This window comes from Halomicronema hongdechloris C2206, assembly GCF_002075285.3.
Taxonomy (GTDB): Bacteria; Cyanobacteriota; Cyanobacteriia; order Phormidesmidales; family Phormidesmidaceae; genus Halomicronema_B; species Halomicronema_B hongdechloris.
On the sequence record NZ_CP021983.2, the window covers coordinates 1675438 to 1701991 of the forward strand.

Sequence of the window (26554 nt, forward strand, 5' to 3'; positions counted from 1 at the left end):
AGTAGGAAGGCAAAAGGCAGAAAGGGAGATCCCGATAAATGCAACCTTAATGCGGCCCTGCTGCAGCAACAGCTGCCCCACTTTAGCCCAGGCCCTGGCATCGGTGAACAGACAGCAAAAGGGCTTGGCCCGACCGCGGGGACGATCTAGCCAGATCTGGGCGTTTCCTGCCTGCAGGGGTTGCCACAGCCGCCGAGAGAGATAGGCATGGAAGGGGTCTACCGGTGGCCCGCTCCAGCACTAGGCTCAGGAGCTGGGTATTGGCATTGTTGTAGTCGAAACGCTGGCCCGGAGGCTGCTGCAATGGGATCCGCAGGGCAGCGGCAGCCACATCGGAGCTCAAATACATCTCCGCGGGAGATGATGTTGGGGCTGATGGAAGCCCTAAAACCAAGGGGCCGGGTGGTACTGGCGGAATACCGTGCTGAGAATCCCTTTATCCTGATTAAGCGATTGCATAAGATGAGGACAGCTCAGGTCAAGCGAGAGATGCAGGCGGTGGGCCTGCGCTGGCTTAAAACTGACGAACGGTTGCCAAAGCAACATCTAATGGTTTTTGAGAAGGTGGCTACTCAATAATGGCCACTGCTGCCACTCCGCAAAGTGGGAGAATGAAAAGTGCGATCGCACCCTACTTCGATGAAATACGTCATGCTTAAACGGATAGCTATCCTGTTTGGGATCGTCTTAACTATTGGCCTGCAAGGCTGCTTCTCCTTTGGCACTGGCCTACAGAGCTACACCGATAGCTATGCAGGGTACGAGTTTCTCTATCCCACCGGTTGGGTGGAGGTAGACGTTTCCGGGGCGGCCAATGTGGTTTTCCACGACATCATCCACGAAACCGAAAATGTCAGTGTCGTCACCAGCCCGGTCCCAGAGGGCAGAACCTTAGCAGATCTAGGCAGCCCCACCGATGTGGGCTATAAGCTGTCTAAGAGCATCAATGCCCTGGCCGAGGGCGATCGAGATGTCACCCTGGTCAATGCCCAAAAAATTGACAGCGGCGACAAAACTTACTACATCCTGGAATACGTCGCTGACTTACCCACCGGTAAACGCCATAATCTGGCTAGCGCCATTGTTCGCCGAGGCAAGCTGTTCACCTTTAATGCCTCTACCAGCGAGAACCGCTGGGATAAGGTAGAAGACCTGCTAAAACAATCGGTGGGATCGTTTAAGGTCTATTGATCTCCCTATGACAGACGCTGTGCCCCAATTCATCTTGGCCTCAGCCTCCAAGGCCCGGCGGCTGTTATTAGTGTCCGCTGGGATTCATCCCTTTGTTTGTCCCAGCCAATTCGATGAATCACGAGTGCAGCTAGAGGATCCCGCCGCCCTGGTTAGTGCCCTGGCCAAGGGGAAGGCCAATGTGGTGGCGGCCCAGTTTCTGCAGGGGTTGGTCCTAGGTTGCGATTCAGTATTGGCCCTAGGGGGGCAGGTCTACGGCAAGCCGACAGACCGTGATGATGCGATCGCACGCTGGCAGCAGCAGCGCGGCAACATCGGAGAACTATATACGGGGCACGCCCTAATTGCCCCCAGTGGTCTGGCCCTGGTGCGGTGCCAAGTCACCCGCATTCACTTTGCCGACCCCAGCGACGAGCAGATCGAAGCCTATGTCGATTCCGGCGAACCCATGCACTGCGCTGGCGCCTTCGCCATCGATGGTCGCGGTGGTCTCTTCATCGAGAAAATCGAAGGCTGCCATAGCAACGTGATTGGCCTCAGTCTGCCACTGCTGCGCCAGATGCTCGACGAAATCGGCTATTCCGTCACCGACTTCTGGTAAGCTGCCACCGCCAATCCCTGCAGCCGTAACCAAGGACCAGCCCGGTTAAGATGGCCCCACACCCGAATCAGATCACCCTCTCGCAGCTGGGCCAAGCGGTGATTGATGTCAGCTCGTAGGGTAACTAAGGGAATTTCCGCCAAATCAAGGGCATGCTCAGTCCCAACAGTGATGTTTGTTAACGCATAACTCTGCACCTGCTGACGGCGCAGTCGACCAACCATCACCGTCATGCCCCCCGATTCAGTGACAGTGGCCCTGTATGGCTCTCCCCAGGCTATCGCGCTCTCACCACTACGGGGGTACTGCTCTGGCTCCTCTAAATATCGACGTTGCCCCTGCCGCCAGGCATCACTCCCTGGTTTAGGGCCGTCCAATAGCGGGATTACCGCCGCCGGAGCCCAGGGATCACCAATGAGTGCCTCTTGTAGCGATCGCACTGACAGATCTCGCGGCTGGCATCCCTGCTCTACACACAGGGCCGCTGCCATACCCGCTGCCTGCCCAATCCCCAGCACCACTGGCTGTAGCCGAGTCGCCCCATTGGCAATATGAGAGACCGAAATATTTTTCTCACAGACCAGCAGTCCGTCTACCGCCGGCCGGCACCAAGGCACCATAGGGAATGGCAAAGGGCGTTCCCGTCCAACGACCTCCCCAGCGCATGCTCTTAGGCTGCAACGGCCAGGATGCCTCAGGATAGTGGTGATCGTTGGGGCATAGTTGCCCACGGCAATGGCCGTTACCTGGCCGGCGGCATCCACTGGCAGTGGTGCTACTTGCCCCTGCAACTGCGGTAGAATAGCTTGCTCCCGGAGAGTCGTCAGCCCGATCAGCCGCCGACTCTCCCGATGGTAAAGCTGTAGGGCATAGCTGCCGCCCCCCAACCTATTACCCCTCTGGGGAAAGGCATCGGGAGCCAGACCATAGCGACGGCCCAACCGCACTTGGATAAAATGGGCGAAGCCCTGGCTGTGGGCCTGGGCCTCCTGTGCAAAGTCGGCTTGCTCCTGGCGGATACGATTAGCGCTGCAGCCCTATCCCGTAATCATTGCCGTGCTGGGGCCAGTTGAGCATAAACCGGCTAGCAGATAAGCGGCCATAGTTAAGGAACCGCTCGGGCCCATACCCTTGCCAGGCTTGCTCAAAGGCGGCCTCATCGTAGCGCTCGGGGGGCGCAATAGCCGGGGCTATCTCTCCATCGCCATAGTCTTGCAGCATGGCTACCCAGGTGGGCGCCTGTACTGGATAGCACCGCACCAGAGATAGATCCAAGGACTGGGGAGCACTGGGTTCCTGCCAGAGGCTGTGGGATTCCCAGCCCCAGCGATAGGGGACCTGGCCCAAAGCCAACAAATCGCCGAGTTCAGTGCCATCCAACACTACCGGCGCCATCACGGCCACCGTGTCAAAGCGCACACCAGTAACCCGATCGCCCTGGCGCAGTACCTCCAGGGGCTTTTGGCCAGCTATCCAGGTTAGCTGGGGCAATGCCTTGGCCCAGGTCGCCAAGATGGCCGCCCCTTGATGGGGCTCATAGGTGAAAAAGCTGACCCAGCCGTGATCAAGGCCTCCCGGTTGCCATGTTTCTAATGCCCGTAAGAAGGATCCCCAGAGCCCTGTCTGCAGGGTGGCCAGCTCATTACCATCGGGAGCCGATACCCCAGCACTGGTGAGCATGCCTCCTAACCAGGAGAATTCGCTGATTAAAACCGTGCGCACCCCTCGCCGTGCTGCCTGAATTGCTGCTGCGGTGCCGCCAGTGCCTCCTCCCACTACCAGGACATCAGCGTCTAGGGTGTCCATGGGGAATTAAGTGGATTCATAGATAGGGAGTAACATCTTCCTGGCAATCATCGGCCAGGTAAGATAAGGCCCGAAACCGCAATCCCACCAGTTGCTCGTAGAGAGGGTTCAGCTTACACATGGCCGGGATATGCACCAGTTTGCGCCCAAACAAGACCACATCTCGTTCGAAGGGACACTGGGATGGCACCATCTTACAGATGAAGCGGGCCAACCGCGGGTCATGGACTTCTAGCTGGTCTAGCCATTCTCGGGCTGGCTTTAGGGGATCTCGACCGGTGCCATCTGCAACAGGCACTGACCCAGTCGCGGTCTCGTGGTCGTACAGGGTCGAGCGTAGGGAAGCCAGAACGTCATCTTGTAGGCCCAGGCTATGGCAAAACGACTGTAGGACCCCATCTTCTTCGCTGGAATAGACCCCATCTGCCAAAGCCACCATGACGGCCATACGAAGGAAGTTCTCGGCGGTTTTGGGGTCAGTCCCCAAAGTAGCCACCAGCTCGTCAGGTGAGACAATCTTGAACGAATCGAAGTCGACGTTAGGGGCCAACTCCTCATCAGTAATCGATGCAATCAGCTGCTTCTCATCGGCGTCGAAGTCACCATCGGCCCAGGCAATCGTGAGTAATCCTCGCAGCCACACTCGAATTTGCTCTTGGGTGTAGGGTGATTGAGTTGTAGAAGTTGTAGAAGAAGACATACTGGCAAGTGAAATCCAGCCTTACTAGCCTTATTTTACCCTTCAGGTTCGGCAATGGGGCTAATATTGCCGTCTTCCCTAGACGGTTTCCCGAAGGCGATGTCTTAGGCAGTGAAGTTCTATGACAGCTCTGGGCTAATGGTCCTCAGTTCCTGGCCGGTGTGGTTTAACTAAAACTAATGCCGTGTTCATGCGCTGTAGTTACTGGAGCCTGCCCACTATGGAATTACCACGGTGGTTGAGTCGGTGGATACCTTTCATTCTAATTGCAGCCCTCCTCTGGGGGAGTGGCTGCAGTACCAGCTCTCAGCAACCTTCTCCCTACGATCAGATCCAGCAAGACACCAGCCAGCGGCAAGCGCCTGCAGCGGTCGCAGATACGGCTGAGCCAGGTGGGGCCTTTAATCGCTTCTTTCCCTCTTCAGAGGAGGGGGTTGAAGTGGTTCCTACCCAAGAAAAGCGAGGCTTCGCCGAGTACAAACTGAAGCAGGATGGCAAAACGCTGGCCATGCTGTCCATTAGTGACACCATTAGTTTGCCGGGGGCAGCTGAAAAGTACGCCAATAGCCCTGACACCATTGCCGGATATCCGGCGGTGAACCAGGGGACCATGGCCACGGCGCTGTTAATCAACGGTCGTTACCAGGTGAAAGTGCTATCTCGGGACAGTCGCTTTAGCCAGGAAGACCGAACGGCATGGCTGCGCAAGTTTGACTTAGAGGGGCTGGCTCAACTCGGGGACTTGCCCCAGGGACTCAGCCAGCCCTTGGATGAGCATTTAGCTGGAACACTCTAAGTTAAGTTCTGTTCCCCTCCAGAGAGGATGAGATCGTGAGTAAACCCATCTACGAACTGGTAGATTCCTTACCGCAGCGAGGGCTCACCGTTATGGCCCTACGCTCCTTGGATACGGTGGTACCGGATCAGTGGGATAACCTGGTCGGTTTCGACAACACAATTCGCACCATCACTGGCGAGACAGATCCGGCCTTGGTACGGCAAATTGGCGAGCGGGCCGTCACCTTGTTTAATGACAAGTCTGAGGGCTATCAGCGGGCCTTGGGGCTTTATCAGACGGTGGATTCAGCCTCGGGCATCCTGGGTACCGCCGCCATGGCCAATCGCATCGGCCAGGATACCTTTTTAGGGTTTCTGCAACACCTCACCCCCAAGCCAGAGAAGGCCCAGACGATTGACCTCAGTGTGAAACTGGTGGTGGAGTTGGTGGCATTTTGCCAAATTAACGGCATTCCTGGTGACAGTATCGGTGATTTTTTGGCGGCCCTGGGGGATTACAGTGGCGAATCGCTGATGCGAATGGCGGCGTTAGTGTGCTTTGATGGTGTGATTCCTTTGGGAGCTAGCTTCACCGAGCGGGTCTTAACCAGCCTCAAAGCCATGGAGCCCTCTGATCTGGACGACAATCGCACCTTCAAGGGGGTAAAAGACCAGATTCCTGGGGATGATTCGGCGGGGCAATTGTCCTTCATCACCGAAAGTGTAGAATCGACCCGCTCCTGGATGGAGGAATTTGTGGCCGCTAAAAACCTGTCCCAGGGTGGGTTGGTTAAGAACCTGACCCGCTTTGTTGAGGTATCTAAGGACAAGTTGGACTATCTGGGGGCGTTTCTGGATATGACGGTGAAGTACTACGAACACACCGGTGTTCAGACCCTAGCTCGCCGGTTAGTAGAACGGGCCGTGGCAGAAATTTAACCTTCACTCAGCTTTTTCGTAAGCGGCCACGATGCGTTGCACCAAGGGATGACGCACTACATCGGATTGGGTGAACTTGCAGAAGGCGATGCCGTCTACATTCTGTAGGATCTTTTGGGCCAAGATTAACCCTGAGGTTTGGCCGGGGTTGAGATCAGTTTGGGTGGTATCGCCGGTGACCACCATGCGAGCTTGGAAGCCCAAGCGAGTCAGGACCATCTTCATCTGGGCAGGGCTGGTATTTTGGGCCTCATCCATGATGATGAAGGCATTATTCAGGGTTCGTCCTCGCATGTAGGCTAAGGGGGCAACTTCGATCACACCCCGCTCCATCAAGCTGGGAATTTTTTCTGGATCGATCAATTCATGCAGGGCGTCGTACAGAGGACGCAGGTAGGGGTTAATCTTCTGCTGCAGATCTCCTGGGAGAAACCCCAAACGTTCTCCGGCTTCTACCGCTGGCCGGGTGAGGATGAGCCGCTCGTATTCATCATTCATCAGGGCCTTAACACCCACCATGGCCGCCAAAAAGGTTTTGCCGGTGCCGGCTGGCCCCGTGCAAAATGTCAAATCGTAGCGCTTCAGGGCCTTGATGTATTGCCGCTGGCGAAAAGTCTTGGCCCGAATCACCTCACCCCGGCGGGTGCGAGCAATGATATCGTGTTGGATGCTTTGAAGCTCGTCTAGGCGATCGGTGTCTAGGGCTTGGCGAGCCGTCATGATGTCGGCGCTGGTCAGGGTTTGCCCTTGACTCCATAAGGGCTCTAAGGATAAGACGATGCGACGACATAGATCAGCCGTGGCCTCAGTGCCGGAGATGACTAGGCTGCGACCCCGCATCGCAATGGTCGTTCCCGTCTGGTGAGCTAGGAGTTTGAGGTTCTCGCCGTGATAGCCAGAAAGTGCGATCGCACTTTCATCACTGGTGAGATCAACCTGGACAGTATGGGGCATACCGACACGCTGGGAACATCTGATCGGCGAGAGCCCAAAAGCGCATACACTTCCTACTCCGCCGACTTAGAGCGGGGGGGACGGCGCCGAGGGCGCCGACGCGACGAAGCTTCCCGCTGATCAGAAGATGACTCGTGATGCTGAGGCTCTCCATAAACATCCAAATGAGCCTGCAGATTCACCCGCTTGGCGGTTGCCATGATCACTGAGCGAATGGCCTGAATATTGCGGCCGCCCCGACCAAAAACCCGACCCCGATCTTCGGATTCAAAGGCCACTCGAATCAGCAGTCGAGAATGATTAGCCGAATATTCGCAATCCACACTCAGCGCCCCTGGGGACTCCAAGAATGGGCCGATCAGAAATCGTACCAACCCATCGAAATTGGGCTCAATGTCCCCAGTCACTTGATCGCTGAGGGATGCCTCGTCAGGATTCGGCACGAAGCTGTTCGAAGACATTCGCCTTCTCTAAAATGCGATGGACGGTTTTGGTGGGCTGAGCTCCCTGCTTCAGACGTTGTACGATGGCTGGGACCTCTAGACGAGTCTCATCGGTGTGGGGATTGTAGAATCCCAACTCCTCTAGGGGACGTCCATCCCGGCGACTGGCACTATTAATTGCCACAATGCGGTAGCTAGCTTCCCGCTTCTTGCCATATCGCTTTAAACGCAGCTTGATCATGGGTAACTCTGAAGGTGATGACTAGGAGAGCTTAAGAGCTGGACAGCGGCTTAACAAAGGTATCGGCAGCTTGCACCTGCCAATTCAGCATTGCAACCTCAGTGAAACCGTGCCCAAGTTCCTTATCGTAGCACTCGGAGGCTAACTCGTCTAAACATCCACCTTAAGATCGGCCAGGAATCTAGTCTTCATGGTCTTCAAAAGGATCCGCCAACTGTTTTGCTGGCGGCCCAAATGCCGTATACACAGCAAAGGCGGTGATCCCCACCAGGAAAACACCCACCGAAATGATAAGAACTGTTGCAGAGTCCATGGTACTAGTCATGTAAGATGTACTTTCCTTAGTATGATATTACGGATTATTAATGTGATTGTCGACGGGATACCCATGGCACAAAGGACTTGGTTGGGAGATATACTCAAACCCCTGAATTCCGAATACGGTAAAGTGTCCCCTGGCTGGGGCACTACACCGCTGATGGCCGTTTTTATGGGCCTGTTCTTCGTGTTTCTACTCATCATTCTGCAACTGTATAATTCCTCGATTCTGTTAGAAGGATTTGATGTAGACTGGCGCAGCTTCGGCATCTAGAATCAACAACCACACTAATCGAGGGGCTGGGGAGGTGTCTGATCGACATTACTCGACAGCCCTTTTTGTGTGGTCGCGTGGGTAGCTTCCCTGGTGGGAGCAAAACCAGCCCCTGTCATTCTCCCTGCTTCTTTCTGGGGCCAGGTTCCCCGTTGGGGTGCTGCGAGAGCGGCTTCGTGGTGCCCTGAGATGTAGCTGGCTCATTTCCCGTGAAACCCGCTTCTAGGCATCACTAGGATCTACACTGGATGGGAACGGTTCAGGTGTGATGACATGTCACGGGAGAATACCCTATGAACATTTTTGGCATTGGCTTGCCCGAAATGGCTCTGATTATGGTGTTAGCTCTGCTGGTGTTTGGCCCCAAGAAGCTGCCAGAAATTGGCCGTAGTCTGGGCAAAGCGATCAAGGGGTTCCAAGATGCCTCCCGAGAGTTCGAAGAAGAGTTCAAGCGGGAGTCTGAACAATTGAGTAAGACTGAGCCCATGAAAGCCACCCTAGAAAAGTCGGGACCTAAATCCTTGTCTCCCCAAGAGAATCAGGCTACCGCAGCTGCGGAGGCCAACGTGGCCACTAATGATGCCACCGCCGAGGAGGCTACATCTGCCGAGGAAGCCGTTTAAGGCCTGTCCTTAAGACTCAGCCTGGGGAGTGACTAGTGAGGGACTGTAGCGTATGGAAACAAGGAGACTGGTGTGACTGCCGCGACTCCTCCCCGTCGTCCCCAGTTAATTGTGGGGTTAGGGAATCCTGGTGATAAGTATAGGGGCACCCGCCATAATATTGGGTTCGAGGTGATCAATCGTCTGGCTCGAACCTGGCAAATTCCGCTGAAGGAGGATTGCAAATTTCAGGGGAGCTATGGCGATGGTCGAGCTGGGGGCGGCAAGATTGCCCTGCTGCAGCCGCTGACCTACATGAATCGCTCTGGACAGTCTGTGCGTGCCGTAGTGGACTGGTTTAAGCTGATGCCGCAGTCGGTGCTGGTGGTCTACGACGATATGGATTTGCCCGTGGGGCGGCTGCGGCTGCGACTGGCAGGGTCGGCAGGGGGGCATAATGGCATGAAGTCGATCATCGCCCACCTGGGTACCCAAGACTTTCCCCGACTGCGATTGGGCATCGGCAATCGCCCAGGAGACAAGCCCAAGGATGCGGTTATTTCCCATGTGCTTGGCCGTTTCTCAACTGCCGAGCGCCAGACCATGGATGCTGTAGTGGCCACTGCCATCGACGCCATCGACCTGAGTCGGCGGGATGGGGTGGAGAAGGCAATGAGCCTATACAACAGCCGAGAGATTGCCGCTTAACGTTCTGTGTTGGCCAGTCCCACCCCATGGAATGAATTGATGTTGCCATTGTGGATAAAAATTGCCGTCATTGTCGGTTGGTTGGCTGCCGTTGGTAGCTTGGCGGAGCTGTTGCGGCGCACCAAGCGGGTCGATCAGGAGATTCCGCGTAAGGTTGTTCACATTGGCACGGGGAATGTGATTTTGTGGGCCTGGTGGCTACAGACGCCGACTTGGCTGGGCATTGGGGCTGCAGTGTTGGCAGCCATTGCCGCCCTATTGTCTTATCGGTTTCCATTGCTGCCGGGGATCGACAGTGTGGGTCGCCATAGTCTGGGGACATTTTTTTATGCCGTCAGTGTAGGAGGGCTCACTGCCTGGTTTTGGCCATCTTGGCAGCCTCAATATGCGGCTTTGGGCATTTTGATTATGACCTGGGGTGATGGCTTGGCAGCGCTAGTGGGGCAAAACTATGGTCGTCATCCCTATCAACTCGGTACCATTCGCAAGAGTTGGGAAGGATCCCTGGCGATGGCGTTAGTGAGCTGGGGGTTATGTATCGGTATCTTGGGGCTAAGCCAAGGATGGAGTGGCCCTTTGTGGGGACTATCGTTGCTGGTTGCGATCGCAGCGACTGGCTTAGAAGCCTTCTCTACCCTGGGTGTGGATAATTTGACTGTCCCCCTAGGCAGTGCCGCCCTAGCCTACTGGCTGCAGCAGTGGCTGCTGTGAGCAGATCAGGGCGCGGTTGCCGGGCTGACTGCTGAGTCGAGATATCGACCGACGGCGGCTGTTCCTGGGGATGAGGCGGTCGTGGCATCATCGTCCTGGCGGTTGCTGCCGGGCTGCAATAGCGTCAGGCGTAGGGTCTGGCGATGAGTCTCCTGGAGATAGTGCTGCTGCAGAGCCTGCCACTGGGTCCAGGCATGGTGGCGGCTGTGGGCCAATAGTGAGAACAGGGTGGGCATGCGATCGCAGGCCTGGGGCATCGCTGCCTCGAGAAAGTCGGCCAGCAACAGACTGTCCTGGAGATGGCCCAAGACATCTTGCAACGCGGAAAAATTGTCTAGATCCGAAGCTAGGGCATCGCCGTACCAATCATCCACCAGCTTCAGTTGATAGCGGACCCGCTTCACCTGTTTACGCAGGCCGTGCAGGGCATCACTGTGGTGATTGACCCATTGGTCCACCTGCTCGGGGGTGAGGTTGGCCCGAGGGCGTCGCCCCATTGCTGTGCTCTCGGTGCCGACCAGCCAACCGGGATGGAGCCAGAGTTTACTGAGCAGGGGCGAGATCAAATCCGGTAGGGCTGTCTCTGCAGCCAAGGGGGCAATGGCCTCATAGCGGGGCTGTTTCACCCATATCTTCAAGGCCTTTTTCAGGGCCTTGTAGCGTTTGCCCTTGAGCAGGGATTTCACCCGCTTGAAGGCTTTCTGGCGCTGCTGGGCCAGGTAAGCGAAGACGTCTGCCAACACCGCCTGCTCTGGCTCTGGCAAGTCGGGCCAGAATTGCTGCCGCAGGGTGGCCTCGATCACGTCTAAATCTCTCAGTTGCCCCAGCTTGCGGGCGATGGCGGCTAGCTTCGGTTCCTGGCCAGCCTTGGGAAGATGAATGCTGGGGCCGAACACCTGCATGGCAGTGCGCAGGCGCCGCATGCCGACCCGCATCTGGTGCAAGTTCTCGGGATCGGTATCTCGCAGCACCCCCTTTTCGTATTGGGTGGCCGACTTTAGATACTTTGCGATCGCAGCCTGCGCCAATTCCCCCAGCGATGGAGGCAAATGATCTGCCACAGCTACCTCCTTTGCACGTCAGGACAGAGCCGTTGGAGCCTGTACAAAGTGCCCCTTCCCTTTAGAGGATGAAGTACCTCGCCCAGAGGCTCCAGATATTTAACGTTCTCTTAACTCAAGCTAGCCGATGGCAATGACCATGCGTCAGGCAAGTGCTATTGCCAAGGCAGCCTAGTACGTGGTTACTATAGAAACGGCCTGATGGAATAGAGCCATGACTCCCCTGACCCAGCGCTTATCAACCCTGGATTTAAGCCAGCGCATCCTAGAGATGGGGCAGACTGGTGTATATCGACACTCTATCTTCGAGGCATTTCGCCCCGTAGCCACCCAACGGCAAATTCGCGCTGCCATTGCCCAAGCCAAACAATTTGGCCTACACTCGGTGGCGGCCCTGCGGGATGACACCCTAGGCACCTACTACCAAGTCGATGCCACCCAATATGCGTTCTTTCAGGCGGCCTTACAGGCCTCGATTCCCCTCGCAGCAGGGGATAATCTTACCGAACGGGTGCTCCAGATGACCCAAATTCTCAGGCAAATGCTGCGGGTAGCCAAAGGCAGCGCCATCGCCTTGGCCCTGGCTGGAGCCGGTTGCCTCCTCAATGGTCAGCAACAGCTGGGTAGCCTAGCCTGGGTAGGCGCGACCAGTGCCTTAGGTATCTGGTGGTTGCAACACTGCTTAGCCCGTAAATTACTCTGACGCCCGCGAGAACTAGCGCAGTTTTAGAATTGTCGCCGTCATCGTCAGGCTCTCTTCGTACAAGATATCCTCACCCCAACGCTGCAGTTGCTGACTCAGCATGAAGTCCGCTTTTTGATCAGAGAGCGCAGTCACCTGCTCTACCTGACAAGACTGAGCCCCTCCACCGGCCTCCATCCGCATACAGCCCGTCGTTTCAGAGCAAAGGATGGTACAACAATTGGCCTGTAGGTTAGTCGATGCCAGCCGTAATCCGGTCAGGTCACCGCTGATTTCCCCCCAATCGGCTACTGGGATAGCGGCTAATTCTGCTTCAATGTCGCGGCCATCAAGGCCCTTAAAGTAAATTTTGCGGATATCATAGTCACCGCCCTCTGTGATGTAACTGTGAGGTTGCCACTCCAAGCGGCCGGCAAACCATCCCAAGAACATCAAGGCTTGGGCAGCGTTTCCCTTCTCATAGTCAATGCTAATGCGGTCAACCTCAGCCAGGGCTTCTCGCCGTTCCGGGGGATCAAACGCTGCTGCTGTCAACTCTTGCCAGGGGGCTAATCGGTGCCAATTGAGGTCGGCGATGTAGGTGCCGTTCTCGACCAGAGTCTGCATCTTCATCAGCTCTGATTCGGCATCGCTGAAGTAGCTGGAATCCACGATGACAGAGTTGGCTAATCCCGCTAGCTTTTGGAACAATTGCTGTTCCATGTTCGGGGTGGCTTTCCACCAGACAAACTTGGGCAAGTCCCCAATCACCAGGGAAGCCACCAAATCATTAACCCGCTCCAGGGCTGCCTTCGTCCCCCGTAGCGTGATGTACTCACAACAAATCAGATTGCTGCTGTTGCGCTTCTGTACCGGACAATAAGCCGATACCTGGGCCGTGACCCCCTCATCGCTACCCAAGGTGGGGCAGAGGGTAATCACCCGGCAGGGATTTTGAGCCGCGATCGCCTCCGACAGGGTAAAGCCACGCAGGTCAGGGTTGCGGATCTGGCGCTTGTCGGCGGGGAGTTTATCGTACTCTTCTCGCAACCGGGTCAGGGTCAGGGAATCGACCCGCCCAGTGACCCAGAGACCATAGGCCATTTGGGCCTGACGGATAGCGTCATGGGTTTGGGCACCATGGCTGCCATCGATGGCCCCCTTGTAAAACCCCAAAGCAGCTAGCAGCTGCTGAAATTCGTCGGGCTCATAGACCACCATACTGAAGGTACTGGCCCGGGTGGCGATGGGGGCCGATGTGCCAATACTCTGGCTGCGCCAGATATTACGTAATTCTGCTTCAATCTCATCGATCGAGATATCTTTAGGCTTTTGCAGCGTAACCAAAGAAGTGGATGTCATAGTCGATGTGGCAGGGTAGGAGATGGAAAACGAGCAGCGTTGGTTGGTAATTAGCTAAAAAAGGGTAAGCCCATGCTAACGGACACCCCGGGGAGAATGACCTTACAGCCGCCGCCAGCGACGGCCATCCCTATTCAACAGTAACTCTGCCTCAACCGGTCCCCAGGTACCTGCTTCGTACATGGGAACGCTCTCGGGTTGGGCAGGAGCATCCCAAATTTGTAGTAAGGGCGTCAAAATCCGCCAAGATGCTTCGACTTCATCGGCACGGGTAAAGAGGGTTTGATCCCCAAGCATGCAGTCCACTAACAGACGGCTGTAGGCGTCAGTATTGGCCTGACCAAAGGCAGCATCATAGCGAAAGTCCATATCCACGGAACGAGTACGCAGGGACGTCCCAGGGGTTTTGACCTCAAATCGCATGGCAATCCCTTCGTCGGGCTGAATCCGCAGAGCCAGCACATTATGATTCATCTGGCGAGCGGCGGATTGAAACATCAAGTGCGGCACTTCCTTAAAGTGAATGGAAATCTCGGTCACCTTCTTCGGCATGCGTTTGCCGGTACGGAGATAGAAGGGCACTCCCTTCCAGCGCCAGTTGTCGATGCTGAGTTTAATGGCAGCAAAGGTGTGAGCGGTAGAGGTGGCACTGGCTCCCTCTTCATCTCGATAGCCAGGAACTTCTGTCCCTTTCATCCAGCCTGGAGAATACTGTCCCCGCACAGCAGACTGACTGAGATCCTCTAAATTGGCTAGATGGGTGGCCTGAATCACCTTGACTTTCTCATTGCGAATGCTGTCGGCATCTAGGGAGTTAGGCGCTTCCATCGCCGTCAGGCAGAAGAGCTGCATCAGATGATTCTGAACCATATCCCGCAGGGCGCCGGCGGTTTCGTAGTAGCCAGCCCGACCCTCTAAGCCCACGGTTTCGGCTACGGTGATTTGGACATGGTCCACAAACTGCCGATTCCAGAGGGGTTCAAAGATGGCGTTGGCAAATCGGAATACCATCAAGTTCTGGACGGTTTCTTTGCCCAGGTAGTGATCGATGCGATAGATCTGCTCTTCTCGACAGACCTGGCGCACGACGCGGTTGAGGGACTGGGCAGTAGCCAAGTCCTTGCCAAAGGGCTTTTCGATCACCAGTCGCTGCTTGGAGGGTTCTCCTAACATGCCAGCCAGCCCCAACTGCTGGGTGGCTTCCCCAAAGAATCGAGGTGCTACCGATAGATAAAACACTCGGTTGCCTCGGGTGCCCCGTTTTTCATCTAGTTCTGAGAGGAAAGCCTTCAGTTTGTGATAGCTCTCAGAGGAGTCAATATTGCCGGGGCAGTAAAAGAGCCCCTTTTCAAAATCCTCCCACAGGGCGACATTTCCCAGACCCCCGCCAAATTCTTCCACGCCTTGCCGCAGGTGTTTGCGAAAGAACTCATGGCTCCAATCTCGGCGGGCTACCCCGACGATGGTAAGTTCTGGGGGCAACCGTCGCTCTCGCCGCATTTGGTAGATGGCTGGTACCAGCTTGCGCTGGGTCAGGTCACCGGAAGCCCCAAAGATCACTAGGATTTGGGGTTCGGGAATACGTTCTTTTTGCAGGCCGACGCGAAGCGGATTTTCGAGTAGGGCAACCATAGGGTGTTAGGAGAATTCTGGGAAAGAAAATACCTTGAGGAGGGGCGCAGGGTCTGCGCCCTTGGGTAACAGCCCATAAAATGGGTAATTTTGTTTCAAGAGATCTCCTTAGGCGTAGGAAGGGGGCAAGACAGGGGGATTCCGTAATACTAGACATTATGGCTGCGAGGCGGTCAGAGATTCTTGCTCCTGACGTCGCCGTTCTTGGATGAACGATTCCACTAGGGCAACGTCTTCGGGACTGCCGATGACTAAGGGCGTGCGATGATGCAGTTCCGAAGGCACAACATCGAGTAATCGTTGGGTACCAGTACTGGCCTGACCACCGGCCTGTTCGATTAAAAAGGCTAAGGGAGCGGTCTCGTAGAGAAGGCGTAACTTGCCCTCAGGTCTTTTCCGGGTGCCGGGGTACAAAAACACGCCCCCTTGCATCAGGATGCGATGGAAGTCTCCGACCAGGGCACCGCTGTAACGAGCCGAATAGCCATCATGGCGGTGTACATAGCGGATGTAGTCACGGATAGAGTCATCCCACTGCCAGAAGTTACCCTCGTTGACACTGTAGTTAGCACCGTGGGCCGGTACTTGAATGTTTTCTCGGCTGAGGATAAATTCGCCCAAGCTGGGATCCAGGGTAAAGGAATGCACCCCCCGGCCGATGGAGTATACCAGCACTGTACTGGGGCCATAGAGAATATAGCCGGCAGCTAACTGTTGATGGCCGTCCTGCAGTAAATCCGTGGCTTTTTGATCGAGATCATCTCCTTGCTGTCGGCGGATGGAAAAGATAGAGCCGATGTTGAGATTGATGTCTACATTGCTGGAGCCATCAATGGGGTCGTAAAGCAGAGTATAGCGACCGATGGGGCAGTTTTCAGGAATATAGTAGGGGTCCTCCATTTCTTCAGACGCTAAGCGACAGACGAGGCCACTTTGCTTGAAGACGGAAATGAAGACATCATTGGCATAGATGTCCATCTTCTTCACCGATTCCCCCTGCACATTGGTGCGACCGGTGAAGCCCAGGGCATCTTCCACCAAGCCGGCTCGGGTCAGGCGCCTGGCAATTAACTTGCCGGCTAAGGCGATGCGATTCATTAAGGCACTGAGATCTTGGGCCTCAGCGCTGAAGCTCTGGAGTTGCTGTAGCACATGACGGGAGAGGGTAGTACAGTCCCGGTCAAGCACGTGGGCAGCGTCGGAGGGTTGATAGGTATCAACCATAGGTAGGTCCTCTCGGGTTTTAGATAGCCATTGGCGTGGAACAGGCTATATGGAAACTTAGCCAGTTGGCAGGTGACCGCAACTACCTACATGTCTGCAACGGCGTTGATGCCACGATTGCCAAGACTAGAGGTCAAGTTGATCGAGGGTCACCTACTCATCCTTTTAGTCAATCAAGCTGAGATTGAGCTGAAATCTGTCTATTGAAAGAGATCGATTGGCATAAATCGATGGATGCTATTTCGGATTTCTAAACCAGATGACTCCGCTCCTATGGTATAGAAGAGACTCCCAAATAGCGCCGAACCTTTAGACACACTTTATGAAGTCTCCGTGAGCTAGGCCGAGGGTAGCTGCAACCCGGGGCTAATCCGCCATGGCAAACGTAGACTGGCCATTTCGCTCCCCAGTTTCTTGATTCCCTAGTTCTCTGGCCAATGAATAAGCCGGAAATCTTAAGAAAAAGGCAGATTACTCGGGGGACTGATGCGGGTGATCAATAGTGCTGGGTAGATGCTCGGGACAGCATGGCTATGACAGAGATAACGCGCATTGGCATTTTGACGAGTGGGGGGGACTGTGCCGGGCTGAATGCGGCGATTCGAGCGGTGACTCACCGGGCCATTGGCACCTATGGCTGGGAGGTGATCGGGATTTGCCGAGCCACCCAGGGATTGATGAGTCGTCCCCCGGAATACATGTCGTTTACGATTCAAGATACCTATCCGCTGTTGACCATGGGAGGGACGGTGTTGGGGACGACGAATAAGGGGAATCCCTTTGCCTTTCCCATGGCGGATGGACGCCTGTGCGATCGCACCGACGACATCATCGCGGGCTATCATCAGCTGGAGCTGGATGCGCTGATCGGCATCGGTGGCGATGGCAGTTTAGCCATCCTGCGGCAGCTGGCCCAACGGGGAAATCTCAAGCTGGTGGCGATTCCGAAGACCATTGATAATGACCTGGGCAGCACCGAGATCGCCGTGGGCTTTGATACGGCAGTCAATATTGCTACTGAGGCCTTAGATCGCCTGCACTTCACGGCGGCTAGCCATTCCCGGGTGATGATCCTGGAAGTGATGGGGCGCGATGCCGGCCACATTGCCCTCAGTGCCGGGATCGCCGGAGGGGCCGATATTATTCTGATCCCAGAAATTCCCTATTCCCTAGACGTCGTCTGTGAGCAGCTACGGCAACTGCAGGCTCAGGGGCGCAACTTTGCCATCGTGATTGTGGCTGAGGCCGTGTGTACGGAAACCGGCGAGAAGGTGACCCAGACCAATCGTCTGGGACAGTGCCGCCTGGGTGGGATCGGGCAATACTTAGCCGATGCCATCGCAACTGGCATTGGGGCAGAAACCCGAGTCACCGTGCTTGGCCATGTGCAGCGCGGGGGCATTCCTTCCCCGCGAGATCGGTTGATTGCCACCGCCTTCGGAGTCGCCGCCGTAGATTTAATTGCCCAGGGACGGTTCGACCACATGGTGAGTTGGCAGCATCGGCAAGTCGTCAGTGTGCCCATCGCCGACGCCATTGCCCAGTATCGGGCTGTGGATCCGACCGATACCCTGGTAAAAACCGCCCAGGCCATGGGCATTTGTCTGGGCAACCCACCAACCCCCTGCCTCACCCATGGAGTCAGCCCAGTCAGTGTCACTGCCAAGCACGATAGAGTGAATATCTAAACCTTGGCCCCGTCCAGCCCTGAGACTTACCGCAAGGGACCCGATCGATCCTCGCTTGGACAGACAGGGTGTAGTTCACGGATACCCGGAGCAACGGTGACGACTCGACTCTCTACTGACCATCGCCGTGCGGTGAGACGGGTGTTGCTGATCACCCTGGGGCTCAACCTACTGGTCGTCCTGCTCAAGTCGATCATCGGCTGGATGACGGGGTCCCTGAGCCTGTTGGCCGATGCCCTCCATAGCATCACCGACAGTGCCAATAACGTGCTGGGATTGCTCACGAACCAACTGGCCTCCCCTAAACCCGACCGCGATCATCCCTATGGCCACCAAAAGTATGAGGCCGTCGGGGCCCTGGCCATTGCGGCATTCCTCGGGACAGCCTGCTTCGAGATCCTGCAATCTGCCCTGGAACGGCTCTTCCTCGAGGAAACTACCGTCACCATGAATGCCACCGCCCTCTGGGTGATGCTGGGGATTCTGGCCATCAATATGGTCGTGGCCTTCTATGAGCGCCGGGTGGGGCTACGGTTAAAGAGTCACCTCCTCACCGCCGATGCTCACCACACCATGAGCGATGTCTGGATCACAATCACGGTGATCGGCGGGTTAATTGGAGTCTGGCAAGGGTTGGCTTGGTTGGATGTGGCCTTGGCCTTTCCCGTAGCCCTACTGGTGCTCAAGAGCGGTTGGGAGGTGCTACGGGAGAACTTGCCCTGGTTAGTGGATGAGATGGCCATTGCTCCTGAGGCCATCCATGCCCAGGTAATGCAGGTACCGGGGGTGATTAACTGCCACAACATTGCCTCTCGGGGGCTCTTAGGTCGGCAGGTGTTTATCGACATGCACCTCATCGTCGAGCCCACCGATGTGCCTCGGGCCCACGAGATCACCGAACAGGTAGAGGCCCGATTAGACCAGGTCTTCGGCCCGGCTCGCATCACGATTCATATTGAGCCCTACGATTACAAATCGCCTCACATTAGTTACTGATGCCGGTATGAAGTGGCCTAGCGCGGCTCCGTAGGAGCAACGGAGTCGATTTTCTACATTGGGCGCGGCAACCACGCCCCTAACCCATCCCCCACTCCCCCACTCCACTCTCCCCCTAGCGTCGCCGCAGTTTACTGGCCATCTTGCGAGAGAAGCGCAGATTGACGGCTGACTGTTGGGCCCAGTCTTGTAGACTGCGAAAGAAGATATGCCGATCCTGGGCCTGCAGCACGGCGGTTTGATCGGCAGTCTCGATGGCGTAGGGATAGCCGCTGCCCACGACCACTTCGGCCCGGACCCAGTCAATCAAGGCATCTAAACGGCCGTCTTCCCAGATCCAGCTGGGCATCTCCAGGCGGGCCGGGTAGCCCTCGCGGGTGGTTTTGAGATAGCAAAAGGCGATGCGATCGCACTGCTCCCCATAGAGGTCTAAAATGCCCCCCCGGTCACAGCGGTAGAGGGCAGTACGATCGCCCCAATTCATCAGAGGATTGAGCAGTTGAGCATCATGGATGGCATCGCACTCCGGTAGGGCTGCCTGGTGCTGCACCAGGGTGGTCAGGTCTCGGGCATAGGACGTATCCACATAGCCCACCAAGGGCACCCGGGTCTCCGCGCTGACTGCTAATAGGCGAGTCATTGCTTTTACATAGGCATCGCGGCTATCGGCATCGAAGGCTTCCGCAAACGTGACCACCAAGGCTCCGTCGAAGAACACCAGGCAGCGCTGGGGGCAAGGGTAGGTTTGCATGTACTCGATCAGCCGCTCGATTTCGAGTTCAAAACGACGAATATTGACCCGCCGATCGGCGGGTTGTCCCTGGTTCGACACCTGCAGATCCTGCGGTGTCATTACCTCTAGGCGAATATCTTTGTCGTAGTGGCCCGATGGAGAGTGGGGGTTTTCGAACCAACCAATCTGGATCAAGGCAATGGGTAGGGAGATATCCTTGCTGGGAAAGATCTGGGAGCCATCGACGGCAAAGGTGGTAACATCGGTCAGCACCTGGCGTACCCAGGCTAAACTTTCCTCCCGACTACTCCAGCCCCAGGTCGACCGCACCATCCCATCTACCTGGGGCGTTTTGGTTTCTAGGGGACGGGCCCCCAGGGGCACCGCGGCGGGTAACTCCTGATCTGAGAGCTGACAGCATCGCTTCCAGCCTCGACGGTAGGCATCGATGACCTGAAAGGTACTGCGGTCAAAGTCGGTAAATGCCTTCCGTTTGGTTGCCAAGAGCTGGCGAATCTGTGATGAGTTAACTGGCATGGCCTGATTCTATCCTGACTGGGCCTAGAGCTCGATCTGGCTTAGCAGCGGGTGTTGCCACCAGAACGAATGTATTTGCTGGCGTCATTGTAGGAGAAATCTATAGGCGCTATCTAGGGTGTTGATTGACCTCTAGCCGTTCTCGGTGTCGGAATGTTAATGACTATTGCATTTCGGTTACATCCTTCCTCCAGGGTCAAAACACCTCAAACTACCGTGATACGATGCTCTTCGTAGCATTGTAGCGATGGGGAGACCACGTCCTTTGTCACTTCGGGTTGCAGTTGTTGGATCGGGTCCGGCTGGCTCCTCAGCAGCCGAGACGCTAGCCAAAGCAGGTATTGAAACCTATCTCTTCGAGCGCAAGTTAGACAATGCCAAGCCCTGTGGTGGGGCCATTCCCCTCTGCATGGTGGACGAGTTTGACTTGCCCCCTGAGATTATCGATCGGCGGGTGCGCAAGATGAAGATGATCTCGCCCTCCAATATTGAGGTGAATATCGGTAGCACCCTTAAGGCCGATGAGTATATCGGCATGTGTCGTCGAGAGGTCTTAGATGGCTTCTTGCGGGATCGGGCGGCGGCCCTAGGGGCAAAGCTAATCAACGGCACCGTCCATACCCTGGAGATGCCTAAGACCGAGAGCGACCCCTATACCCTGCACTATACTGATCACTCTGGCGGGCGGCCCGTGGGCGACACCAAGTCTTTGCAAGTAGATCTGGTGATCGGAGCCGACGGTGCCAATTCTCGGGTGGCTAAAGCCATCAAGGCTGGGGATTACAACTATGCGATCGCATTTCAAGAGCGCATTCGCCTCCCCGACGCTCAAATGGCCTACTACGAAGAATTGGCCGAAATGTACGTCGGCAACGATGTGTCTCCCGACTTCTACGCTTGGGTATTCCCGAAATACGATCACGTTGCCGTAGGGACTGGCACCATGCGGGTCAACCAGGCCAAGATCAAGCGGCTGCAAGCAGGGATTCGGGCGCGGGCGGCCAAGCGCCTAGAGGGTGGTGAAATCATTAAAGTTGAAGCCCACCCGATTCCAGAACATCCCAGGCCCCGCCGTGTAGTTGGTCGGGTAGCCCTGGTGGGAGATGCCGCCGGTACGGTCACAAAATCCTCCGGAGAAGGCATCTACTTCGCCGCCAAATCGGCGCGCATGTGTGCCGAGACCATTGTGGAATTATCCAAGCATGGGCAACGGATTCCCACCGAAGCCGATTTAAAGGTCTATATCAAGCGCTGGGATCGGGCCTATGGTATGACCTACAAAGTGCTGGATCTACTGCAGACAGTCTTCTATCGTTCTGACGCCGCTCGAGAAGCCTTCGTCGAGATGTGCTCTGACATGGATGTGCAGAAGCTGACCTTTGACAGTTATCTATACAAGACAGTCGTGCCCTCTAATCCCCTAGTGCAACTCAAGATCACGGCTAAAACTCTGGGGAGTTTGATGCGAGGCCATGCCTTAGCACCCACCCGTAGCTGGTAATCCTATCGCTTTTCTCTGCGTACCCAAGACCATGCCTGTGGCACTGACCTACCTTGGCCAGTGCCATTTTTTATAGCATTAGATGGCTGCAGTCACCTGGCTCTCACCTGTGGGCAGCTCTAAGCAATAGCCAGCTCCATAGATAGTCTTGATATATTTGGGATGACGGGGATCAGGTTCCAACTTGGTGCGCAGGTGTCGCACATGCACTCGAATGGTTTCGATATCGTCGTTCGGATCGTAGCCCCAGACTTCTCTAAGGATCTCGCTGGGAGATACGGTTTGACCATGGCGCTGCAGTAGGCAGTGCAGTAGCTCAAATTCTAAATGGGTCAGCTTGACAGTGTGATCAAACCAAATCGCTTCAAACCGCTCAGGAATCAACGTTAGGGGACCATAATTGAGGATCTCACTGTGTTTGGCCGCCTGGGGAATACGGTCAGTGCGACGCAGCAGGGCCCGGACCCGAGCTAGCATTTCCTCCAGCTCGAACGGCTTCGTTAGATAATCATCGGCTCCGGCATTGAAACCATCCACTTTGTCTTGAGTTTGTCCTAGAGCCGTTAGCATCAAAATGGGGATATCTGCTGTGCGGCCATCACGCCGTAATCGCTGACAGACTGTTAATCCGTCTACCTTCGGCAGCATCAAATCCAGCATGATCAGATCAGGCAATAGTTGAACGGCCAAGGCTTGACCCTTGACCCCATCACTTGCCTGGCTGACATCATACCCAGCCATCTCTAAGTTAACTGCAACTAGCTCCGAGATTGCAGGGTCATCATCAATGACGAGTATGCGAGACATCATGAAGAGCAGTTACGTCTATGTTGTTGAGTTAGATGAACTAACCTAGCGATCCTATAAAGATCTATATAGGTATTCAAAGTTTCCCTCATAGATTATAAACTCAGAGCCTAAATTCTCCTACTTTTGGGGCAAAGCTTTAAAGTCAGCTGCTCAGGAAGTCAGCCCATTCTTGACAACGGTATCCCCGACTACCTTGTCGGAGAGGTTGAATCACACGACGAGGTGCTTGGCTCAGTCTGTCCTGCATAGCCAAGGCAAAATCAAGCTGAAGGCAGCCCTTACCGCGGCAACCTCATGATTTTTCAGGACTCCGTAACTCCCCAGGCAGGATTCGAACCTGCGACCAATCGGTTAACAGCCGACCGCTCTACCGCTGAGCTACTGAGGATCGCGGAACCTATAGTAACGATAATCGGAACACTTTGGCAAGCATCACTTGTGCTTTGATGGTAATGGTCATTGCCAAGGTCTATGACTGCCCTGCTCGCTGGCGTAACCGGATAGCTAGCCATTACTCAACGCCGTGACGCATCCGCATCAACCGCTCTCTGGCCCCTGGATCTAGGTTATTCATCAGCCAGCCTCGGGCATATTTCCGAGTGTGTTTTTGGTGCTGCTTAATATGCTGTGTGCTCAGGGCTACGGCGGCAGAAAGTTGTTGGGCCGACATCCATTCGGCCCCATAGCCCAGTACGGTGAGTTGCTGGGCTCGGTCAGAGGTGGCTACGATTAGGCGCGGTGATGGGGATAGGGTTGCTTTATAGAATTGGGCGCACTGCTTTTCGATATAGCTATCCGCCGTTTGCCCGAAATCAGTGTATTGGACACTCAGGTGCTGAGTAATCACGTTTCGGGTGCCTGGTGCGGTTTGCCGATAGGCATCAAAAATAATAAAAGTGCCGAAGTTATTAAAGGCACTGTAGTTGGTTAGGGCTTCGATGAGTTGATCACGGGCAGCCTCTAGTCCATCTTGATCGCGAATTGCTGCCAGCCTAGACCAGGCTCCGATGATGTTATATCCATCTATCAGGACTTGTGCCGAAAAACTAGAAGGAGCCATAGAACATAGGTGAGACGGTATGGGAGCAATGCCCGCGCCAGGCTGACGGATGGTGCTGTTAGCTCCGAGAGTCAGGAACCAGGGCCCTAGGCGACTTACGGCTCGGTCTACTGGAGCACAATTTAACTAAAATATTGAGGAAAATGAATCGACAGTGCTGTGATCAAGGCTACGGCTGGGCCTTCAGTTTTTCCTTCAAACGGCTAGGCTGCCCCTGATCTGTGACTTGTCCTGCCTCTAATAGGAATGCCCGATCGCAGTAGTCAAGTTCTCCCAAGCGATGGGTAACCCAGAGAGCTGTAATTCCGTTCTGTTTGACAAGATGCCGAACCTGGATCACTAGGTCGATCTGGCTGTCAGGGTCCAGCAGGGCCGTGGGTTCATCTAGCAGCAAAATGTTGCAATGACGTGCGATCGCACCGGCAATCGCCACCCGTTGCTTTTGACCACCACTGAGGGCATAGATAGGGCGTCGTTTCAGATAAGTCAAATTAACAGCCGCTAAGGCTGCATCAACTCGCCGTCGAATGTCCGTAGGTGGCAAGCGCTCGGCTACCAAGCCAAAGGCAACATCGGCCCCCACCGTCGGCATCACCAATTGATGATCAGGATTTTGAAATACGAAGCCCACCGGAGCCTGCACCTGAAATGTTCCCGCTTGGGGCGCCAGCAAACCAGCCAAGATGCGCAGCAATGTCGACTTGCCACTGCCATTGGTCCCCAGCAGCATGCAAAACTCACCCGGTTGCACCGACAGAGAACATTGCCTCAGGACAGGATTTCCAGAGGGCCACGCAAAACACAGGTCTTTCAAGACAATCGCCGACACAGACTCCCCTACTGTTCTGAGGTGAGAGCAAAGAAGCCAGGCGGTCTTCCTGAAGCCGTTGCCGTACTAGTCTTCTCAAACATCTGCACAGCTGCCAACTCACTGATCAGAACAGTCAACTTCTTATGGGGTTGCTGGTCACAGGTCAACTCGAATAGCACCGGGTTCCCCGTGCGTAAAGCCTCAGATAACTTCCCATAGGTCGCTTCTGCATCCTCTTGAGTCTTTTTCTGCACGGATATTGGCAGAGGAGTATGCTTCAACGTCAACTCAATTGTGAACATAGATTACCGCACTCAGCATTAATGGTTAGATGATTGACAATCGCTTAACGGCAAAGCCCCGCTAAGCTCCTTTAGTATCTCAAATGACAGAGAATCTTGCCGACTCCATCGCCTTGTAGGCATAAACACTCAAGCTTGAAGGTGTATTTTTGACAGATCTCTAGAAGATTCTGAGGACTCTCTCTATAATGGTCAATACCGTAAAGAATAGTAAATACCGCTCATAATTCGTGACTTAGTATGCTCCCGCTTGGTGAGCTGTAGTGGTGAGCTGTAGTTCAGTCACGAAGCTTCAGCGGCGGCTTTATTTTCCGTAGTAGATATTTAATTCTGGAGTGAGCGTATGACCATAGCAATGGGACGCGCGCAAGCTCAGCGAGGATGGTTCGACGTTCTCGATGACTGGCTGAAGCGCGATCGCTTTGTGTTTATCGGTTGGTCTGGCCTACTGCTGTTCCCCTGCGCCTACCTGGCGATTGGGGGCTGGCTGACCGGTACCACCTTCGTCACCTCGTGGTATACCCACGGGTTAGCCTCCAGTTACCTGGAAGGCTGTAACTTTTTGACCGTAGCCATCTCCACCCCCCCCGACAGCATGGGGCATTCGCTGCTGCTGCTGTGGGGACCTGAGGCCCAAGGCGACTTTGTGCGCTGGTGTCAGATCGGTGGTCTATGGACCTTCACGGCCCTGCATGGCGCTTTTGGTCTCATCGGCTTCATGCTGCGTCAGTTTGAGGTTGCTCGTCTAGTGGGCCTGCGGCCCTACAACGCCATTGCCTTCTCCGCCCCGATTGCGGTATTTGTCTCGGTCTTTTTAATGTACCCGCTGGGGCAATCCAGCTGGTTCTTCGCCCCCAGCTTTGGCGTGGCAGCCATTTTCCGCTTTCTGCTGTTCTTCCAAGGGTTCCATAACTGGACCTTGAACCCGTTCCACATGATGGGGGTGGCTGGAGTGTTAGGCGGCGCCCTGTTGTGTGCCATTCACGGTGCCACCGTCGAGAACACCCTGTTCAAGGATGGGGAGAACGCCAACACGTTCCGTGCCTTTGAGCCGACCCAAGCGGAAGAGACCTACTCAATGGTGACGGCAAACCGATTCTGGTCTCAGATTTTCGGGATTGCCTTCTCCAACAAGCGCTGGCTGCACTTCTTCATGTTGTTTGTGCCAGTGACTGGTTTGTGGATGGCCTCAGTCGGTGTCGTGGGGTTAGCGGTAAACCTGCGGGCCTATGACTTTGTGTCGCAGGAGATACGAGCTGCCGAAGACCCTGAGTTCGAGACGTTCTACACCAAGAATATTCTGCTGAACGAAGGCATCCGGGCTTGGATGGCGCCCACTGACCAACCCCATCAGAAGTTTGTATTCCCAGAAGAGGTACTGCCTCGTGGTAATGCTCTTTAAGGGAGACTGACATCCGATTGTCACCGGTCGTATGACCGTACATTTAGCGCGGTGAGTAACCTTAGTTACTCACCGCGGTTTTTTGACTCTGATGTAGATAATCGATAAGAGATAGATAGTGCAGAGACCTCACCAGTTCTGAGTGGTCTTCATCAAGCTTATCCAGCTTCGTCTCCACGAAGGCACTATATCTATATCTATTTGCCCCCTATATCTATTTGCCCCCTATATCTAGGAGCAATTTTTAAGGCTGAAGGGAATTATAGGGTACCTGTAAGGGCAACCAAGGAGAGGTGAAACCTCTGCATAGAAGTGCTTTGAGAGTTCGAAGAAATTTCAATTAATTGAGGAGTTGACTAAAGGGGAAAGGTGTCGCTATAGTGATAAAGCGCTGAGGGAGGTAGGCGCTGCGGCGATGCCTCCCGAGGTAAGGACCTCGACAGTGAAATAGTTTGAGAGGAAGTCAGCCTCGTCAATGAATTAAATTG

The 26554-nt window shown here is 55.1% G+C and carries 30 protein-coding genes, 1 tRNA gene and 1 pseudogene; 14 read left to right on the top strand and 18 right to left on the bottom strand.

Going from position 1 to position 26554, the window contains the following annotated elements; translation table 11 throughout:
* Positions 1-82: 82 nt before the first annotated feature.
* On the bottom strand, positions 83-349 hold the full coding sequence (locus XM38_RS28745; RefSeq protein ID WP_137455042.1) for a serine hydrolase: 267 nt from the start codon (positions 347-349) through the stop codon (positions 83-85).
* A gap of 2 nt (positions 350-351) precedes the next feature.
* Here XM38_RS28745 and XM38_RS07535 point away from each other — a divergent pair.
* From XM38_RS07535 to XM38_RS07545, 3 genes and pseudogenes are all read left to right on the top strand, one after another.
* Positions 352-579, top strand: a pseudogene (locus XM38_RS07535) (SAM-dependent methyltransferase); the annotation flags it as partial.
* Positions 580-651: 72 nt separating this feature from the next.
* Positions 652-1191: a photosystem II reaction center PsbP gene (gene psbP, locus XM38_RS07540; protein ID WP_080808167.1), complete on the top strand. Its 540-nt coding sequence runs from the start codon at positions 652-654 to the stop codon at positions 1189-1191.
* 7 nt (positions 1192-1198) lie between these two features.
* Positions 1199-1792, top strand: a complete 594-nt coding sequence (locus XM38_RS07545) for a Maf family protein (protein ID WP_088429429.1) — start codon at positions 1199-1201, stop codon at positions 1790-1792.
* Here XM38_RS07545 and XM38_RS27495 read toward each other — a convergent pair.
* From XM38_RS27495 to XM38_RS07555, 3 genes are all read right to left on the bottom strand, one after another.
* Positions 1768-2733 (bottom strand): FAD-dependent oxidoreductase, encoded by a 966-nt coding sequence (locus XM38_RS27495; protein ID WP_391540779.1) that lies wholly within the window; start codon positions 2731-2733, stop codon positions 1768-1770. The genes XM38_RS07545 and XM38_RS27495 overlap by 25 nt on opposite strands.
* Positions 2734-2815: 82 nt before the next feature.
* Positions 2816-3598, bottom strand: coding sequence for an FAD-dependent oxidoreductase (locus tag XM38_RS27500; protein WP_256995547.1), 783 nt, complete (start codon positions 3596-3598; stop codon positions 2816-2818).
* Between the two features lie 16 nt (positions 3599-3614).
* Positions 3615-4298: a Mo-dependent nitrogenase C-terminal domain-containing protein gene (locus tag XM38_RS07555; protein WP_088429431.1), complete on the bottom strand. Its 684-nt coding sequence runs from the start codon at positions 4296-4298 to the stop codon at positions 3615-3617.
* A 220-nt stretch (positions 4299-4518) separates the two neighbouring features.
* On the opposite strand from XM38_RS07555, the gene XM38_RS07560 reads away from it, so the two are divergent.
* Positions 4519-5094, top strand: a complete 576-nt coding sequence (locus tag XM38_RS07560; protein ID WP_088429433.1) for a hypothetical protein — start codon at positions 4519-4521, stop codon at positions 5092-5094.
* A 35-nt stretch (positions 5095-5129) separates the two neighbouring features.
* A complete protein-coding gene (locus XM38_RS07565) occupies positions 5130-6014 on the top strand; it encodes a hypothetical protein (RefSeq protein WP_080808159.1) in 885 nt (294 codons plus the stop codon).
* A gap of 3 nt (positions 6015-6017) precedes the next feature.
* Here the strand turns inward: XM38_RS07565 and XM38_RS07570 are convergent, their stop codons facing one another.
* The 4 genes from XM38_RS07570 to psbN all read right to left on the bottom strand — a co-directional run bounded on the left by XM38_RS07570 (position 6018) and on the right by psbN (position 7965).
* Positions 6018-6968, bottom strand: a complete 951-nt coding sequence (locus XM38_RS07570) for a PhoH family protein (RefSeq protein ID WP_080808156.1) — start codon at positions 6966-6968, stop codon at positions 6018-6020.
* Between the two features lie 53 nt (positions 6969-7021).
* Positions 7022-7429 carry a KH domain-containing protein gene (locus XM38_RS07575; RefSeq protein ID WP_080808153.1) on the bottom strand — a complete coding sequence of 136 codons (408 nt, stop codon included), beginning with the start codon at positions 7427-7429 and terminating at the stop codon, positions 7022-7024.
* Positions 7398-7652, bottom strand: a complete 255-nt coding sequence (gene rpsP, locus XM38_RS07580) for a 30S ribosomal protein S16 (protein ID WP_088429435.1) — start codon at positions 7650-7652, stop codon at positions 7398-7400. Before rpsP ends, XM38_RS07575 begins: the two co-directional genes overlap by 32 nt.
* Positions 7653-7833: 181 nt before the next feature.
* Positions 7834-7965: a photosystem II reaction center protein PsbN gene (gene psbN, locus XM38_RS07585; RefSeq protein WP_080808177.1), complete on the bottom strand. Its 132-nt coding sequence runs from the start codon at positions 7963-7965 to the stop codon at positions 7834-7836.
* Positions 7966-8040: 75 nt separating this feature from the next.
* Here psbN and psbH point away from each other — a divergent pair, with 75 nt between their 5' ends.
* From psbH to XM38_RS07605, 4 genes are all read left to right on the top strand, one after another.
* On the top strand, positions 8041-8244 hold the full coding sequence (gene psbH, locus XM38_RS07590; RefSeq protein WP_080808173.1) for a photosystem II reaction center phosphoprotein PsbH: 204 nt from the start codon (positions 8041-8043) through the stop codon (positions 8242-8244).
* 293 nt (positions 8245-8537) lie between these two features.
* Entirely contained in the window at positions 8538-8867 is a 330-nt protein-coding gene (locus tag XM38_RS07595) for a TatA/E family twin arginine-targeting protein translocase (protein ID WP_080808148.1), read from the top strand.
* A gap of 72 nt (positions 8868-8939) precedes the next feature.
* Entirely contained in the window at positions 8940-9554 is a 615-nt protein-coding gene (gene pth, locus XM38_RS07600) for an aminoacyl-tRNA hydrolase (RefSeq protein WP_088429437.1), read from the top strand.
* 39 nt (positions 9555-9593) lie between these two features.
* Complete coding sequence (locus tag XM38_RS07605) at positions 9594-10265, top strand: diacylglycerol/polyprenol kinase family protein (protein WP_080808141.1); 672 nt, start codon at positions 9594-9596, stop codon at positions 10263-10265.
* Positions 10266-10270: 5 nt separating this feature from the next.
* On the opposite strand, the gene XM38_RS07610 is transcribed toward XM38_RS07605, so the two are convergent.
* Positions 10271-11326: a CHAD domain-containing protein gene (locus XM38_RS07610; RefSeq protein WP_080808138.1), complete on the bottom strand. Its 1056-nt coding sequence runs from the start codon at positions 11324-11326 to the stop codon at positions 10271-10273.
* Positions 11327-11540: 214 nt separating this feature from the next.
* Between XM38_RS07610 and XM38_RS07615 the strand changes: the two genes are divergently transcribed.
* A complete protein-coding gene (locus XM38_RS07615) occupies positions 11541-12029 on the top strand; it encodes a hypothetical protein (RefSeq protein ID WP_080808135.1) in 489 nt (162 codons plus the stop codon).
* 12 nt (positions 12030-12041) lie between these two features.
* Here the strand turns inward: XM38_RS07615 and opcA are convergent, their stop codons facing one another.
* The 3 genes from opcA to fbp form a co-directional block, all read right to left on the bottom strand.
* Positions 12042-13370, bottom strand: a complete 1329-nt coding sequence (opcA, locus tag XM38_RS07620) for a glucose-6-phosphate dehydrogenase assembly protein OpcA (RefSeq protein WP_080808133.1) — start codon at positions 13368-13370, stop codon at positions 12042-12044.
* Between the two features lie 102 nt (positions 13371-13472).
* The gene (gene zwf / locus XM38_RS07625) at positions 13473-15002 is read right to left on the bottom strand and encodes a glucose-6-phosphate dehydrogenase (protein WP_088429439.1); all 1530 of its coding nucleotides are present in this window, start codon (positions 15000-15002) and stop codon (positions 13473-13475) included.
* Positions 15003-15158: 156 nt separating this feature from the next.
* Positions 15159-16226, bottom strand: a complete 1068-nt coding sequence (fbp, locus tag XM38_RS07630; protein WP_080808124.1) for a class 1 fructose-bisphosphatase — start codon at positions 16224-16226, stop codon at positions 15159-15161.
* A 533-nt stretch (positions 16227-16759) separates the two neighbouring features.
* On the opposite strand from fbp, the gene XM38_RS07635 reads away from it, so the two are divergent.
* Together XM38_RS07635 and XM38_RS07640 are read left to right on the top strand one after the other, a co-directional pair.
* The gene (locus tag XM38_RS07635) at positions 16760-17914 is read left to right on the top strand and encodes an ATP-dependent 6-phosphofructokinase (protein WP_088429441.1); all 1155 of its coding nucleotides are present in this window, start codon (positions 16760-16762) and stop codon (positions 17912-17914) included.
* A 96-nt stretch (positions 17915-18010) separates the two neighbouring features.
* On the top strand, positions 18011-18910 hold the full coding sequence (locus XM38_RS07640) for a CDF family zinc efflux transporter Cdf31 (protein WP_080808119.1): 900 nt from the start codon (positions 18011-18013) through the stop codon (positions 18908-18910).
* A 115-nt stretch (positions 18911-19025) separates the two neighbouring features.
* Here the strand turns inward: XM38_RS07640 and XM38_RS07645 are convergent, their stop codons facing one another.
* Positions 19026-20180 (bottom strand): DNA double-strand break repair nuclease NurA, encoded by a 1155-nt coding sequence (locus XM38_RS07645; protein WP_080808115.1) that lies wholly within the window; start codon positions 20178-20180, stop codon positions 19026-19028.
* A 265-nt stretch (positions 20181-20445) separates the two neighbouring features.
* Here XM38_RS07645 and chlP point away from each other — a divergent pair, with 265 nt between their 5' ends.
* The gene (chlP, locus tag XM38_RS07650; RefSeq protein ID WP_080808112.1) at positions 20446-21681 is read left to right on the top strand and encodes a geranylgeranyl reductase; all 1236 of its coding nucleotides are present in this window, start codon (positions 20446-20448) and stop codon (positions 21679-21681) included.
* Between the two features lie 78 nt (positions 21682-21759).
* Here chlP and XM38_RS07655 read toward each other — a convergent pair whose 3' ends face one another.
* From XM38_RS07655 to XM38_RS07675, 5 genes are all read right to left on the bottom strand, one after another.
* A complete protein-coding gene (locus XM38_RS07655) occupies positions 21760-22488 on the bottom strand; it encodes a response regulator transcription factor (RefSeq protein WP_080808109.1) in 729 nt (242 codons plus the stop codon).
* 319 nt (positions 22489-22807) lie between these two features.
* A tRNA-Asn gene (locus XM38_RS07660) sits at positions 22808-22879 on the bottom strand.
* Between the two features lie 123 nt (positions 22880-23002).
* A complete protein-coding gene (locus XM38_RS07665) occupies positions 23003-23551 on the bottom strand; it encodes an NYN domain-containing protein (RefSeq protein ID WP_080808106.1) in 549 nt (182 codons plus the stop codon).
* Positions 23552-23720: 169 nt separating this feature from the next.
* Positions 23721-24380, bottom strand: coding sequence for an energy-coupling factor ABC transporter ATP-binding protein (locus XM38_RS07670; RefSeq protein WP_080808103.1), 660 nt, complete (start codon positions 24378-24380; stop codon positions 23721-23723).
* 8 nt (positions 24381-24388) lie between these two features.
* The gene (locus XM38_RS07675) at positions 24389-24664 is read right to left on the bottom strand and encodes a hypothetical protein (protein WP_080808101.1); all 276 of its coding nucleotides are present in this window, start codon (positions 24662-24664) and stop codon (positions 24389-24391) included.
* Between the two features lie 343 nt (positions 24665-25007).
* Here XM38_RS07675 and psbD point away from each other — a divergent pair, with 343 nt between their 5' ends.
* The gene (gene psbD, locus XM38_RS07680) at positions 25008-26066 is read left to right on the top strand and encodes a photosystem II D2 protein (photosystem q(a) protein) (RefSeq protein ID WP_080808099.1); all 1059 of its coding nucleotides are present in this window, start codon (positions 25008-25010) and stop codon (positions 26064-26066) included.
* Positions 26067-26554: the final 488 nt, after the last annotated feature.

What these genes read in the sequence shown, in the direction of transcription:
- opcA (WP_080808133.1), bottom strand. Translation starts at nt 13,370, where the DNA reads ATGACATCCACTTCTTTGGTTACGCTGCAAAAGCCTAAAGATATCTCG.
- zwf (WP_088429439.1), bottom strand. Translation starts at nt 15,002, where the DNA reads ATGGTTGCCCTACTCGAAAATCCGCTTCGCGTCGGCCTGCAAAAAGAA.
- XM38_RS27500 (WP_256995547.1), bottom strand. Translation starts at nt 3,598, where the DNA reads ATGGACACCCTAGACGCTGATGTCCTGGTAGTGGGAGGAGGCACTGGC.
- XM38_RS07615 (WP_080808135.1), top strand. Translation starts at nt 11,541, where the DNA reads ATGACTCCCCTGACCCAGCGCTTATCAACCCTGGATTTAAGCCAGCGC.
- psbP (WP_080808167.1), top strand. Translation starts at nt 652, where the DNA reads ATGCTTAAACGGATAGCTATCCTGTTTGGGATCGTCTTAACTATTGGC.
- XM38_RS07595 (WP_080808148.1), top strand. Translation starts at nt 8,538, where the DNA reads ATGAACATTTTTGGCATTGGCTTGCCCGAAATGGCTCTGATTATGGTG.
- XM38_RS07635 (WP_088429441.1), top strand. Translation starts at nt 16,760, where the DNA reads ATGACAGAGATAACGCGCATTGGCATTTTGACGAGTGGGGGGGACTGT.
- XM38_RS07655 (WP_080808109.1), bottom strand. Translation starts at nt 22,488, where the DNA reads ATGTCTCGCATACTCGTCATTGATGATGACCCTGCAATCTCGGAGCTA.
- XM38_RS28745 (WP_137455042.1), bottom strand. Translation starts at nt 349, where the DNA reads ATGTATTTGAGCTCCGATGTGGCTGCCGCTGCCCTGCGGATCCCATTG.
- psbH (WP_080808173.1), top strand. Translation starts at nt 8,041, where the DNA reads ATGGCACAAAGGACTTGGTTGGGAGATATACTCAAACCCCTGAATTCC.
- XM38_RS07605 (WP_080808141.1), top strand. Translation starts at nt 9,594, where the DNA reads ATGTTGCCATTGTGGATAAAAATTGCCGTCATTGTCGGTTGGTTGGCT.
- XM38_RS07555 (WP_088429431.1), bottom strand. Translation starts at nt 4,298, where the DNA reads ATGTCTTCTTCTACAACTTCTACAACTCAATCACCCTACACCCAAGAG.
- XM38_RS07665 (WP_080808106.1), bottom strand. Translation starts at nt 23,551, where the DNA reads ATGGCTCCTTCTAGTTTTTCGGCACAAGTCCTGATAGATGGATATAAC.
- XM38_RS07675 (WP_080808101.1), bottom strand. Translation starts at nt 24,664, where the DNA reads ATGTTCACAATTGAGTTGACGTTGAAGCATACTCCTCTGCCAATATCC.
- XM38_RS07560 (WP_088429433.1), top strand. Translation starts at nt 4,519, where the DNA reads ATGGAATTACCACGGTGGTTGAGTCGGTGGATACCTTTCATTCTAATT.
- XM38_RS07645 (WP_080808115.1), bottom strand. Translation starts at nt 20,180, where the DNA reads ATGCCAGTTAACTCATCACAGATTCGCCAGCTCTTGGCAACCAAACGG.
- XM38_RS07575 (WP_080808153.1), bottom strand. Translation starts at nt 7,429, where the DNA reads ATGTCTTCGAACAGCTTCGTGCCGAATCCTGACGAGGCATCCCTCAGC.
- fbp (WP_080808124.1), bottom strand. Translation starts at nt 16,226, where the DNA reads ATGGTTGATACCTATCAACCCTCCGACGCTGCCCACGTGCTTGACCGG.
- XM38_RS07545 (WP_088429429.1), top strand. Translation starts at nt 1,199, where the DNA reads ATGACAGACGCTGTGCCCCAATTCATCTTGGCCTCAGCCTCCAAGGCC.
- psbD (WP_080808099.1), top strand. Translation starts at nt 25,008, where the DNA reads ATGACCATAGCAATGGGACGCGCGCAAGCTCAGCGAGGATGGTTCGAC.
- XM38_RS07570 (WP_080808156.1), bottom strand. Translation starts at nt 6,968, where the DNA reads ATGCCCCATACTGTCCAGGTTGATCTCACCAGTGATGAAAGTGCGATC.
- psbN (WP_080808177.1), bottom strand. Translation starts at nt 7,965, where the DNA reads ATGGACTCTGCAACAGTTCTTATCATTTCGGTGGGTGTTTTCCTGGTG.
- rpsP (WP_088429435.1), bottom strand. Translation starts at nt 7,652, where the DNA reads ATGATCAAGCTGCGTTTAAAGCGATATGGCAAGAAGCGGGAAGCTAGC.